The organism is Sphingobium olei (genome assembly GCF_042678845.1).
GTDB lineage: Bacteria > Pseudomonadota > Alphaproteobacteria > Sphingomonadales > Sphingomonadaceae > Sphingobium > Sphingobium olei.
Window position 1 is genome coordinate 194,463 of record NZ_JBHTLS010000005.1, and the last position, 12,460, is coordinate 206,922.

The 12,460-nt window shown below is 66.1% G+C and carries 15 protein-coding genes; 7 read left to right on the forward strand and 8 right to left on the reverse strand.

Translation table 11 applies throughout. The features are described 5' to 3' along the window. Positions 1-2 precede the first annotated feature (2 nt). From ispH to rnhA, 3 genes are read left to right on the forward strand one after another with little or no spacing between them, the layout of a single operon-like run. Entirely contained in the window at positions 3-962 is a 960-nt protein-coding gene (gene ispH, locus ACFQ24_RS01015) for a 4-hydroxy-3-methylbut-2-enyl diphosphate reductase (RefSeq protein ID WP_380908468.1), read from the forward strand. A gap of 3 nt (positions 963-965) precedes the next feature. Further along, on the forward strand, positions 966-1,943 hold the full coding sequence (gene thrB / locus ACFQ24_RS01020) for a homoserine kinase (protein ID WP_380908470.1): 978 nt from the start codon (positions 966-968) through the stop codon (positions 1,941-1,943). Continuing rightward, entirely contained in the window at positions 1,940-2,386 is a 447-nt protein-coding gene (rnhA, locus tag ACFQ24_RS01025; RefSeq protein WP_380908472.1) for a ribonuclease HI, read from the forward strand. The genes thrB and rnhA overlap by 4 nt, the downstream gene beginning before the upstream one ends. Here rnhA and ACFQ24_RS01030 read toward each other — a convergent pair. Continuing rightward, positions 2,383-3,177 (reverse strand): nucleotidyltransferase family protein, encoded by a 795-nt coding sequence (locus tag ACFQ24_RS01030; protein ID WP_380908474.1) that lies wholly within the window; start codon positions 3,175-3,177, stop codon positions 2,383-2,385. The two genes, rnhA and ACFQ24_RS01030, sit on opposite strands and share 4 nt — an antisense overlap. A gap of 40 nt (positions 3,178-3,217) precedes the next feature. Beyond that, positions 3,218-4,741 (reverse strand): M23 family metallopeptidase, encoded by a 1,524-nt coding sequence (locus ACFQ24_RS01035; RefSeq protein ID WP_380908475.1) that lies wholly within the window; start codon positions 4,739-4,741, stop codon positions 3,218-3,220. A gap of 216 nt (positions 4,742-4,957) precedes the next feature. Between ACFQ24_RS01035 and ACFQ24_RS01040 the strand changes: the two genes are divergently transcribed. The 4 genes from ACFQ24_RS01040 (at position 4,958) to ACFQ24_RS01055 (ending at position 9,251) form a co-directional block, all read left to right on the forward strand. Further along, positions 4,958-7,687, forward strand: coding sequence for a helicase-related protein (locus ACFQ24_RS01040; protein ID WP_380908477.1), 2,730 nt, complete (start codon positions 4,958-4,960; stop codon positions 7,685-7,687). Next, a complete protein-coding gene (locus tag ACFQ24_RS01045) occupies positions 7,680-7,973 on the forward strand; it encodes an RNA-binding S4 domain-containing protein (RefSeq protein WP_380908478.1) in 294 nt (97 codons plus the stop codon). Before ACFQ24_RS01040 ends, ACFQ24_RS01045 begins: the two co-directional genes overlap by 8 nt. Before the next feature lie 179 nt (positions 7,974-8,152). Next, the gene (gene fdxA, locus ACFQ24_RS01050; protein WP_380908480.1) at positions 8,153-8,491 is read left to right on the forward strand and encodes a ferredoxin FdxA; all 339 of its coding nucleotides are present in this window, start codon (positions 8,153-8,155) and stop codon (positions 8,489-8,491) included. 232 nt (positions 8,492-8,723) lie between these two features. Further along, positions 8,724-9,251 (forward strand): CarD family transcriptional regulator, encoded by a 528-nt coding sequence (locus ACFQ24_RS01055; protein ID WP_066767735.1) that lies wholly within the window; start codon positions 8,724-8,726, stop codon positions 9,249-9,251. Positions 9,252-9,329: 78 nt separating this feature from the next. Here ACFQ24_RS01055 and ACFQ24_RS01060 read toward each other — a convergent pair whose 3' ends face one another. From ACFQ24_RS01060 to ACFQ24_RS01085, 6 genes are all read right to left on the reverse strand, one after another. Continuing rightward, a complete protein-coding gene (locus ACFQ24_RS01060) occupies positions 9,330-9,572 on the reverse strand; it encodes a hypothetical protein (RefSeq protein WP_380908482.1) in 243 nt (80 codons plus the stop codon). 114 nt (positions 9,573-9,686) lie between these two features. Then, positions 9,687-10,199, reverse strand: a complete 513-nt coding sequence (locus tag ACFQ24_RS01065; RefSeq protein ID WP_380908484.1) for an asparaginase domain-containing protein — start codon at positions 10,197-10,199, stop codon at positions 9,687-9,689. Positions 10,200-10,218: 19 nt separating this feature from the next. Then, positions 10,219-11,046, reverse strand: a complete 828-nt coding sequence (proC, locus tag ACFQ24_RS01070) for a pyrroline-5-carboxylate reductase (RefSeq protein ID WP_380908486.1) — start codon at positions 11,044-11,046, stop codon at positions 10,219-10,221. A gap of 5 nt (positions 11,047-11,051) precedes the next feature. After that, positions 11,052-11,558, reverse strand: coding sequence for a type III secretion system chaperone family protein (locus ACFQ24_RS01075; protein ID WP_380908488.1), 507 nt, complete (start codon positions 11,556-11,558; stop codon positions 11,052-11,054). Between the two features lie 41 nt (positions 11,559-11,599). Further along, positions 11,600-11,869, reverse strand: coding sequence for an accessory factor UbiK family protein (locus tag ACFQ24_RS01080; protein ID WP_380908489.1), 270 nt, complete (start codon positions 11,867-11,869; stop codon positions 11,600-11,602). A gap of 42 nt (positions 11,870-11,911) precedes the next feature. Further along, positions 11,912-12,460 (reverse strand): TspO/MBR family protein, encoded by a 549-nt coding sequence (locus tag ACFQ24_RS01085; RefSeq protein ID WP_380908491.1) that lies wholly within the window; start codon positions 12,458-12,460, stop codon positions 11,912-11,914.

Sequence of the window (12,460 nt, forward strand, 5' to 3'; positions counted from 1 at the left end):
GCATGACCCAAGCGCCCGACGTCCGCCGCCCGATGACCCTGCTGATCGCCGCGCCGCGCGGCTTTTGCGCCGGGGTCGATCGCGCCATCGTCATCGTGGAACGGGCGATCGAGAAATATGGCGCGCCGGTCTATGTCCGGCACGAAATCGTCCACAACAAATATGTGGTGGACAGCCTGAAGGCCAAGGGCGCTATTTTCGTTGAGGAACTGGACCAGGTGCCCGATGGCGTGCCGGTCGTCTTTTCCGCCCATGGCGTACCCAAGGCGGTGCCCGCCAAGGCCGAGGAACGCGGCCTGGACTATCTGGACGCGACCTGTCCCCTGGTCAGCAAGGTCCATCGCCAAGCCGAGCGGCAGGTGGATGCCGGCCGCCACATCCTGTTCGTCGGGCACAAGGGGCATCCAGAGGTGATCGGGACGTTCGGCCAGGTGCCGGCCGGCACCATGACGCTGATCGAGACGGTCGAGGAGGCCGAAACCTTCCAGGCGGCAGACCCGCACAATCTCGCCTTCCTGACGCAGACCACTTTATCCGTCGATGACACCGCGGCGATCGTCGCCACGTTGGAGCGGCGCTTCCCCGGCATCGCCGCGCCCAAGGGCGAGGACATCTGCTATGCCACATCCAACAGGCAGACGGCGGTGAAGGCGATCGCACTGCGCTGCGACGCGCTCTATGTGATCGGCGCGCCGAACAGTTCCAACTCGCTGCGGCTGGTGGAAGTGGCGGAGCGGGAAGGCACGCCCGCGCGTCTCATCCAGCGGGCAGACGAGATCGATTTAGCCTGGCTGACGGATGTCCACACGTTGGGGCTGACCGCCGGGGCCTCCGCGCCCGAAATATTGGTGCGCGAGGTGGTCGAGCGGATCGCCAGCCAGTTCGACGTCACCGAGGAACAAGTGGAAACCGCGCGTGAGAGCATCGCCTTCAAGTTGCCGCGCGGGCTGGAGGCTGCCTGATCCATGGCGGTCTATACTCATGTGCCCGCCGAAGAGATCGACGCTTTCCTGACCCGCTACGACGCCGGCCGGCTGGTGTCGGCCAAGGGCATCGCCGAAGGGGTAGAGAACAGCAATTACCTGCTGGAAACGACCGGCGGCGATGGGACAAGCCACCGCTACATCCTGACCCTCTATGAAAAGCGCGTGGACGAAGCCGACCTGCCCTTCTTCATGGACCTGCTGGATCATCTGGGCGCGCGCGGATGCGTTGTCCCGCGGTTCATCGCGGACAAAAGCGGACAGCGACTGCAACAGCTTGGTGGCCGCCCCGCCTGCCTGATCGAGTTCCTGACGGGGATCAGCGTGACCGAGCCAACCCCGGCGCAGGCGCGCGCGGCCGGCGTGGCGCTCGGCGAATTGCACAAGGCGGCGGAGGGATTTGCCGGCGAGCGGCGCAACGCGCTCGACATCGCGGGATGGCATGCGCTTGCGGCGAAATGCGGTCCCGATTTCGACAGCATCGCGCCCGGCCTTGGCGAACGGGTTGCGGGGGAACTCGCCTTTCTCGACGCGCACTGGCCGTCCGACCTCGACCGGTCGGTGATCCATGCGGACCTGTTCCCCGACAATGTGCTGATGCTGGGCGACCGGGTCACGGGCCTTATCGACTTCTATTTCAGCTGCACGGACCTTCGCGCCTATGACCTCGCCGTGACACACAGCGCCTGGTGCTTCAGCCATGACGGGGCGGCATGGTTCGGGGAGCGCGGGGCGGCGCTGGGATCGGGCTATGCGGCGGCGCATGGGCTGACGCAGCGCGAACGCGCGGCTTTTCCGATACTGTGCCGGGGCGCGGCGCTGCGCTTCCTGCTGACGCGCGCCTATGACTGGATCAACACGCCGGCCGACGCGCTGGTGACGCGCAAGGATCCGCTCGCCTATCTGCGCCGCATGGATTTCTACGCCAGCGCCGATCCGGCGGTCCTGCTCGGCGCATGAGCGAGCTTCCCCAGGTCGAGATCTTCACCGACGGCGCGTGCAAGGGCAATCCCGGCCCGGGCGGCTGGGGCGCCGTGCTGCGCTTCGGCGGGGTGGAGAAGGAGATTTCCGGCGGCGAAGCGCAGACGACCAACAACCGCATGGAGATGATGGCGGCGGTCGAAGCACTTAACATGCTCAAGAAGCCATGCCGCGTAACACTCTATACTGACAGCAAATATGTGATGGACGGCATCACCAAATGGGTGTTCGGCTGGCAGAAGCGCGGCTGGAAGACGGCGGACAACAAGCCGGTCAAGAATGTCGAAATCTGGCAGGCGCTGCTTGCCGCCGCCGCGCGTCACAAGGTGACCTGGCAATGGGTGAAGGGGCATGCCGGGCACCCGGAAAACGAGCGGGCGGACCAGCTCGCTTGCGCGGCGGCCGAGAGCTTCCGGCGCTAGGCCTCCGGGCGTTCGCTCCGCAAAATCGCCTCGATCAGGGTCATGTCCTCCGGCTTGTCGGCGTCGATGCAGGCTTCAGCCTTGTCCATCGCCACCAGCCGCGCGGCAAGGCCGAACTTGCGACCGACGCGGGCGATGCCCCCACGCAGCGTAAGGAGGCGCAGCAGTGCCCCGAACAGCGCGACCGGCCCGAAAGCGGCAAGGATTTTCCAGCCCTTCTTCCGGTCCTGCTCCACCTCCTGCCACAGGGCGATCATGCGCTTCGCCTTGTCGCTGCCGAACCAGAAGATGTTCGCGCCCGACCACCAGCCGTCGCGGAACTTGAGCCAGGTGCGGCGCGATTGCGGATAGCGGGCCAGCAAGGTGCGGCGCTCCACCAGCGCGACCGCCACATCCGCGCCCGCCGCTTCCGCGACGAACTGGTCGAGCATCGCCCCGTCCAGCAGGACATGATCGGCGGTGGTCAGCAGGACGGGGTAGGTTAGTCCCTCCCCCTCCATCAGCGCCAGCAGCGAGGACGCGATCCCCTGCCCGCCAGTTTCGAACCGGACGCGCGGATGGGTCGCCAGCCATGCGGTTGCCGGATCGGCGGCGTAGAGGTCAGGACGCTGGGTCAGGATGACGAGTTGCGCGATAGCAGCGTGATCGAGCAGCGCGCGGGCGGGATAGTCGATCATCGGCCGCCCCGCGACTGGCGCGAGCGGCTTGACCGGTACGCCCGCCGCGAGCGCCAACGGATCGGGAACCGGGCGTGCGCCCGCAAGCAGGATGGCGGTGACTGGAGCGGTCATGCGCCGCCGTTAGCGGAAGCGGCGATGGGCGGAAAGCGGCTTATTTGCCTTTGGCGGCGGGGCCTGCGCCGCCAGCCTGCGCGAAATTGTCATGCAGGCCGACGCGCAGCTGCCGATACTGCGCCAGCTTCGCGCGGAAGGCGGCCAGCTCCGCGCCGGCCAGTTGCGCCGTGGTGGTGAAGCGCACCGACAGCGGATTGACCGTCGCACCGTTGCGATACAGCTCGTAATGGAGGTGCGGTCCGGTGGAGAGGCCGGTAGAACCGACATAGCCGATCACCTGCCCGCGCCGCACGCGCTGGCCGGGGACGGCTGCGATGCGGCTCATATGGGCGTAGCCGGTGGCGAGACCGCCGCCATGCTGGATGCGGACATAATTGCCATGCCCGCCATGCCGCCCCGCATACGCGACCACGCCATCGGTCACGGCATAGATGGGCGATCCGTAGCGCGCGGCGAAATCGATGCCGGCATGCATCCGGGTATAGCCCAGGATCGGATGGCGGCGCATGCCGAAGCCCGACGACATGCGGCCGGACACGGGCGAGGACAGGACGCCGCGCCGTTCGCCCACGCCCGACGCCTCGAACCATTCGGTACGGCCGTCCTTCGTCCATTTGAGCATGTCGATCGACTTGCCGCGTCCGCGCTTGAGGCCCGCATAGAGAAGGTCTCCCACCTCGACATCGCCGGTTTCGGCGCGGCGATATTCGGTGACGATATCATAGCGGTCGCCCGCAGCGATGCCGCCAAGATCGACCTGTTGCGCGATCACGCGCAGGAAAGCCTGTACCGCGCGGGGCGGCGCACCGGCCGCGCGGGCAGAGCGATAGATGCTGTCGCCCACCACGCCCTGAATGCGGAGCGGCGTGTCGTCCACCCGGATGGGAATGCGCCGGGCGGACAGGAGGCCGCCGTTGCGCGTCAGTTCGACGCTGAGGTCAAGGCGGGCGCGGAAGGCCAGCCGGTCCAGCGGACGCGGCCGGTCGCGGGACGCGCGGCGGCCGAGGATGATGTCGAGCCGGGTGCCTGGCTTCACGCCCCCGTCGATGTCGCCGCCGACGAGGCCCATGACCGTCGAGACGTCGTTGCCGCTGACGCCCGCACGCGAAAGGGCGCGCGCCAGCGTGTCGCTGCTGCCCACCTGCGCGTTCAATTCGATCTGGGGCCGCTCGGGCGTTTCGCGCAGCGGCTGCACGGCATCGGTCGATCCCATATGCCGTCCGCTGTCCGCGCCGAGCGCCAGCGGCGTGATCATCTGGCTACGCACTTCGTCATAATGCGCGTCCGACAGGACAGGACCGGGCGCGCCGGGAACGGGCTCGAACGCCGGCGACAGATAGAGCGCCATGGCACAGAGGCCGAAGCAGGTGAAAAGGCCACGGAACCATGTGCGGCTGCCGATCCGCTGGCCCAGATCGGGCACCAGTTCGACCTCGTCGGCCCATTCCCGCAGGCGGGCGCGCCAGTCCTGCGGCTCCGGCGAGCGATTCAGCGACTCGGTCGCCCATAGCGACGCCGTGGCGCCGCCCTGCTGCAATCCGAGTTGGTGATCCTGAAACAAACCCGCGTCCCCAAGGGCTTCGCCGCCCCGCACAGCCCCCGCGCCGTGCGTGAGCGCGACCTTTGTGAACGCACAGGGTTAAAGTCAAATAAAGACCCCCGCTGGATGCGCGGAGGAACGGCGAAACGTGCGAACCGTCCGACCGGCGTCGCAATCGGGTATGGGACGGCGAATCCCCTTGCCGATCCGGACAGCCTGCCCGACATAGGAGGGACCATGGCCCAGTTCGCCCGCTCTCCCGTCACCGCGGTCCTGGGACCGACCAACACCGGCAAGACCCACCTCGCGGTCGAGCGCATGTGCGGCCATTCGAGCGGCATGATGGGCTTTCCCCTACGCCTGCTGGCGCGAGAGGTTTATGACCGGGTGGTGGCGATCAAGGGGCCGCAGTCGGTCGCGCTCATCACCGGCGAAGAGAAGATCGTGCCGCCGGGCGCGCGCTATTTCCTCTGCACGGCGGAATCGATGAGCCTCGACCGCGACTTCGCCTTCGTCGCGCTGGACGAGGCGCAGCTTGGCGCGGACCCGGAGCGCGGCCATATCTTCACTGACCGCATCCTGCGCGCGCGGGGCCGGGAGGAGACGATGATCCTGGGTTCCGCCAGCATCGCCCGCGTGGTGAAGGCTCTGGTCCCCGACATCGAGATCATCGGCCGCCCGCGCTTCTCCACTTTGTCCTATGCAGGCGCGAAGAAACTGTCCCGCCTGCCCAAGCGGTCCGCCATCGTCGCCTTCTCGGCTGAGGAGGTCTATGCCGTAGCGGAAATGCTGCCGCGGTTTCGCGGCGGCGCGGCGGTGGTGATGGGCGCGCTATCCCCTCGCACGCGCAATGCGCAGGTGCAGATGTTCCTGAATGGCGAGGTCGATTATCTGGTCGCGACCGACGCCATCGGCATGGGGCTCAACCTCGACGTCGCGCATGTCGCCTTCGCTTCGCTGCGGAAATTCGACGGCCGCCGATCGCGTCGGCTGAGCGTAAGCGAAATGGCGCAGATTGCGGGCCGCGCCGGACGACATCACAAGGACGGGACGTTCGGGAGCCTGGGCCATGAGGATGGCGACGCGGCCTTCACGCCCGAGGAGATAGAGGCGATCGAATCGCATCATTTCCCGCCGATCGACCAATTGTTCTGGCGCGACGGCGCGCCCCGCACTGACCGGCTGGACCAGTTGATCGCGGATCTGGAAGCGAAGCCCGAGCGTCCGGAACTGCGCGCGGCGCCGGAGGCGGTGGACCTGGCCGTGCTGAAGCGGCTTGCCGCCGATCCGATCGTCATCGAACGGGCGAAGGGCAAGCGTCAGGTGGAGCGGCTATGGGCCGCGTGCGGCCTGCCCGACTTCCAGAAGCTGGGAGCGGACCATCACGCCCGGCTGGTGAGCCGGATCTGGCGATTCTTGTCCGAAGGATCCGGCCACATCCCGCGCGACTGGTTTGCGCAGCAGGTCGCGCGACTCGATTCGGTCCAGGGCGATATCGACACGATTTCCGGCCGCATCGCCGCCGCGCGCACATGGGCCTATATCGCGCATCGGGCCGACTGGCTGGCGCATCCGGCCGAGATGGCGGAACGAACCCGCATGCTGGAACAGAAGCTGTCCGACGCGCTGCATAGCGCGCTGACCCAGCGTTTCGTGGACCGGCGGACGTCCGTCCTGCTGCGCGATATCGGCCAGAATGCGAGCACCCTGCCGGTCACTGTGGAGCAGGACGGGACGGTCTGCGTCGATGGCGAGACGATCGGGCGACTTGACGGCTTCCGATTCTCCGTCGATCCCGCTACGCGGCTTGCCGATCGCAAGATGTTGCTGGCGGCGGCCGACCGCCGGCTTGGAAAGGTGTTACGGGTGAAGGCTGAAGAACTGGTGGCGGCGGCGGACGCGGATTTCGTGCTGCTGGACGAGGCGGGACAGGCGCCGGGCATCGCCTGGGGCGGAACCACGGTGGCGGCGCTGCTCGCGGGTCCGAGCCTGCTGGCGCCTGAAATCCGGCTGGACCGCGCGCTGCTGGCGTTGGGGCAGGACGTGCAGAAGCAGGTCGTCGCCCGGCTTTCCACCTGGGTCGAGGCGCAGAAGCAGAAGCACCTGCTGCCGCTGGTCAAGATGGCCGAAAGCGCCGCCGACCCCGCTGTGCCGCCGGTCGTGCGGGCCGTGTTCGCCCAATTGGCCGATGCAGGCGGCGTGATGGCGCGGATCGATCTGGACGATGCGCTGGGCCATCTGGACAAGGAGCAGCGGCATCTGCTGCGCAAGGCGGGCATCGATATCGGCGTGCTCGACATCTATCATCCCGGCCTGTTGAAGCCCGGTGCGGCGCGCTGGCGGTCGGCCTTGCTGTCGGCGCGCATCGCCAAGCCCTGCCTGCCCCTGCCCGGCCCTGGCCTGACGCTGATCCCGGCCGGCGAGAAGCCAGCGCAAATGGGCGCGCGGATCGCGGGCTTCCGCGGTTTCGGCGACCAGATGCTGCGCATCGACATGGCCGAGCGGATGGCCCGCGCCGCGCATGAGGCGATAGCGAAGGACGAACCCTTCACCGCGACCAGTCCGCAGATCGTGTCCCTGGGCCTAAATGAACCATCCTTCCTGACGCTGATGCGTCTGGCCGGTTTCCGCCCGGTGGAACCGCGCGCGCCTGCGCCGGTCGCAGCGCCCGAGGCGGCTCTTGAAGGTTCCGAGCCTGTCGAAACGCCTGAAGCTGTGGAATCAGCCGAAGTCGCACCCCCCGCGGCTACCGGCGCGAACTGGGCCTTCCGTGGCCGCCAGAAACCGCGCCGCGAACGCCAGCATCAGGGAGCCAAGCCCCGCGCCGGCAAGGCAAGCGGCAAGCCGGAGGGCGACCGCCGCCCGTCGCGGGAACGCGCCCAGCGCCCCGCGTCGGCCGGCAGCACGCCAGCGCCCGCCAACAACGCCTTCGCCGGGCTTGCCGAGCTTTTGGGCCGCAATGGCTGACGCGGCGACGGTGGGGCATGGCCCCAGCCTTCGCATCGACAAATTCCTGTGGTTCGCGCGGCTGTCCAAAAGCCGCTCGAACGCGCAGGCGCTGGCGGAGGACGGTCATATCCGCCTGAATGGGCGCCGCATCGACCGCGCGCACGCGCCGGTCCGTGCGGGCGACCTCATCACCTTTCCCCATTTCGACAAGGTCCGCGTGGTGCGCGTGATGGCGCTGCCGGCACGGCGCGGTCCCGCCCCGGAAGCGCAGGCCTGTTACGAGGAACTTACCGTCGGAAGCTGACGCACCGCCAGGCCGTTCCTGTCTGTCTTCAATGACCCGCCTCGAACGGCCTGCGACGGCGTGAACTTCGCCCGTCCCATTCAAACCGGCCCTACATCCATGGCAACAATATCCTCATTGACCTTGCGCGCATGCGGGCATAGCAGGGCCGCGCTTTTCAACACCAAGAGTGCCAGCCAATGACCTATGTCGTGACCGACAACTGCATCCGGTGCAAATATATGGATTGCGTGGAGGTCTGCCCCGTCGACTGTTTCTACGAGGGCGAGAATATGCTGGTCATCAACCCCAATGAGTGCATCGACTGTGGCGTGTGCGAACCGGAATGCCCGGCCGAGGCGATCCTGCCGGATACCGAAAACGGGCTGGAGCCATGGCTGGAGCTGAACGCCAAATATTCGGCGGAATGGCCCAACATCACGGTCAAGGGTGATGCGCCCGCTGACGCTGACGCGATGAGCGGCATCGAGAACAAGCTGGAAAAATTCTTCTCGCCAGAGCCCGGCTCGGGCAGCTGACGCCGTCTTCGTTTCGTGCAGTTTTCGCGCCACCCCCAGACATTGTGTCCGGGGGTGGTAATTTTGTTACGAATCTGCTAAATAGGCGATCGTTGTCCGGATGTCCCCCTGTCCGGCCCTGGAGAATGATCTTCATGTCATGACGGTGGCGCCGTGGACCTCCCGGCATTTGTCTCTGGCACATCTGCCCCCGCGTTCGTCCCGTTCCCCGGTTGAATTGGAAAGGTATCAAATGGCTGCCAAGGCGCTGTCCTTTGACGTTGGTGATTATGTCGTTTACCCCAAGCATGGCGTTGGCCGTGTGATCGAACTGCAGAAGGAGCAGATCGCGGGCATGGAGCTGGAGCTGTACGTGCTCCGCTTCGAAAAGGAGCGCATGACGCTGCGCGTGCCGACCAACAAGGCCGAAGGCGTGGGCATGCGCAAGCTGTCCAGCAACAAGACGCTGGAGGAGGCCATGGAAACGCTGAAGGGCAAGCCCAAGGTAAAGCGCACCATGTGGTCGCGCCGCGCGCAGGAATATGAAGCCAAGATCAACTCGGGCGACCTGGTGTCGATCGCCGAAGTGACCCGCGACCTGTTCCGCGCCGACGACCAGCCCGAGCAGAGCTATTCCGAACGGCAGATTTTCGAGGCCGCGTCCAGCCGGCTGGCGCGCGAACTGGCCGCCATGGAAGAAACGGACGAGCCGAGCGCGCTCAAGAAGATCCTGCGCATCCTGAACGAGGCTGCGCCCAAGCATGTGAAGGTTGAAGCCTAAGTCAGGTCTTCATCAGGGGTTAAAAGGGCGCTCCGGTTGGTCCGGGGCGCCCTTTTTCATTCGTACGATACGTGGCGATCACTCGCTCTTGGCGGCGTCCTTGGCCGCGTCGCCGACGTCGCTGGCCGCCTGGCCGACCTGCGTCGCGGCGCTGCTGACGGCATTGTCCTTGTTCGTCTGGCTGGAAATCAGGAAAAAGGCGGCGACCGCCACCACGACGACCAGCAGCAGAACAGCGAAGGTGGTGCCGCCGCCGCGCTTTTCGATCACCGTCGTCGTTGTCATCGGCCGTTCCTGATATTCACCGCGATAATCGCTCATGTGTCTCTCCTCCTCATATGCCGCCCGCAGCAACAATGCCGCAATGAGGAAGGAGGTTCCCGCACGGACGGGTCGCGAGAAACGGTCAGCGTGCCGAGGAGCGGAGGACCGGCGTCAATCCACGCCGTTGTCGATGGGCACGAAAGCCCCCTTGGCACGGTCCTTCACCACCCTGTCGGCACGGAAGACCGATCCGCTCATCGTGATATAAACGCCCGGCTCGGCAACCTGCGCGGTGGCGAAGGCCATGCCCAGGTTGAAGCTCGCGTCGCTTTCCCCGAAGCGCGCCGGGGCGAGCGCGCCGACCAGCACGATCGTCTTGCGGGGAATATCGCGCAGCAGCCGGGCCGTATCCGTCATCGTGTCCGTGCCATGGGTGATGACGACATGATTTTCCGGCGCCGCCGCGACCCGCGCGTAGATCAGCGCGCGATCATGATCGTCCAGCTCCAGGCTGTCCTTGCGGGTCACTTCCTCGATACGGAAGGGACGCTTGACCCGCGCGATATCGAGCAGCTTCGCCATCACCGTTTCGCCCACTTGATAGTCGGACAGCGCGTCGAAATAGATTTTGTCGATCGTCCCGCCGGTGGTCAGCAGCAGGATGGGCGTTTCAGGTGACAGCATGGGATATCCTTGTCGAAAGCTATGCGCCGCGGGCCATCGCTTCGCCGCGGTTGCGGGCGGCGGCCAGCGTATCGGTCAGAAGCGCCAACAGCCGCTGGTCGGCATCGAGTACATTGAGCCCTTCGCGCGTCATCCCACCCGGCGAGGCGACCTGATCGGCAAGCGCTGCCGGGCTGACCGCCGCTTCGGCCGCCATGTTGGCGGAACCCTGCACCGTGGCGAGGGCCATGCGCGCTGCCTGCTCCGCGGGAATGCCGATGGCTTCGCCTGCGCGCGCCAAGGCGTCGACGAAGCGGAAGAGGAAGGCGGGACCGCAGCCTGACAACGCAGTGATCCGGTTGAACAGCGCCTCATCATCAATCCATTCGGCGAGGCCCAGCGGCTGGATCAGCGCGTCGACGGCTGCTTTCGCCTCTACGTCTGTGCGTTCGTCAGTGAACAAGGCTGTGACGCCCTCGCCCAGTCCGACGGGGAGATTGGGCATCGCGCGGACGATAGCGCGGACATGGGGGAAGTGCGCGCGCAGGGTGGCGAGCGTGGTGCCGGCAAGGATCGACGCCAATCGGGTGTCGGGGGAACATCGCGGGCCAAGGGCGGCGGCCACGTCGTCGATCTGGTAAGGCTTCATGCCCAGAAGAACGGTGGTCCCCGGCGGCAGCGCATCAGGATAATCCGTGACGACAGTCACGCCATCCGCCACCGGACGCCCGCTGGGACGCAGCACGGTGACGCGCGCCGGATCGAGCCCGCAGGCAAGCCAGCGCGACAGCATCTGGCCCGCCATATTACCGCAGCCGACCATGAACAGGTGGTCGGGAAAGATCCTTGACTCGTTGGCCTCCGCCATGGCCGTCAAGCCTCGCCGCGGGTTTCGATCAGGCTGGCGGAAATGGCTTCGGACGGCGACTTGCCGCCCCACAGGACGAACTGGAACACGGGGTAGAAGCGCTCGCATTCGTCGATCGCGGTTTCGACAAGCAATTGCGCCTGATCCAGCGTCAGCGTGCCGCCCGCGCCGAGCAGCGCGCCGTGGCGGAACAGGATGATGCCGCTGGACGACCACAGCTCGAAATGGCCGATCCACAATTGTTCGTTGATGAGGCCCAGCGTTTCGTAAATGGACGCGCGCTTTTCATCCGTGACGCGGATGTCGGGCATGGCGAGCAGCTGCAGCACCTGATCCTCGTCGCGCCAGATGCCGCGCAGTTCATATTGCGCCCAACTTCCCTGCGTGTTGGCGACGATCTCATCATCGCCAACCTGGTCGAAGCTCCAACCGTGCGCCTCGAAATAGGCCGCCAGCATGTCGATGGGGGCCGCTTCCTGACCACCATGTTCAAATTCGTCACTGTCCATCATCGGCGGGCCATATCACCGCATGCGGCGAAAAGACAGGCGGATCAGTTCGCGTTTTCCGGCTTGGAACCGGCACCCTTGCCTTCGAGCGCGTCAAGCCGTGCCTTCAGCAATTCGACCTCTTCACGCGCGGCCGCAGCCATGGCCTTCACGGCGTCGAACTCCTCGCGCGACACGAATTCCATGCCGCCGATCCATTCCTTGGCGCGTTCGCGCGCGTTGGATTCAAATTCGCGCGTCATGCCCGCGAACGTGCCGGCAGCACCATTCACCAGCTTGGCCAGATCGTCGAAAAAGCGGTTCTCGCTCTGCATCTTGCTTGTCCTTCCTGCAGCGCGACCCGCGCGCCCTGTCGTCTATATCTGGGTCTTGAGCGCCGGAGCGACAAGGGTGTCGGCACCGGGATTGAGCCGGTCGATCTCATAATTGAGGAAGGAGGCAAAGGCCAGCCACGCAAGATAGGGGAGCAGCAGAACCCCGGCGAGGCGGCGAATGCGCCAGAAAAGGAACGTCGTGACAGCGACCACCACGAACAGGGCGACGAGCAGGAACAGGGCCTCGCTGACCTGGTGCGCGCGGAAGAAAAGCGGCGACCAGGCCAGATTCATCAGGAATTGGATCAGGAACAGCGTGATCGACGCACCGCGCCCGCGCGCGCCGCGCGCATGCAGGACCATGGCGAAGGCAAGCGCCATCAGCACATAGAGGATGGTCCAGGCGACCCCAAACGCCCAGCCTGGCGGCATCGCGGCGGGCTTGACCAGACCGTCGAACCAGCGATTGCCATAGCCGCTGTTGGCGAGCTTCCCTGACAGGAAACCCAGAAAGACGATGGCGGGAACCGTGACCAGCGCCCATCGCAGATAGGCGAGACGCAACTGGCCCGGAGACGCGATTTCATTCAT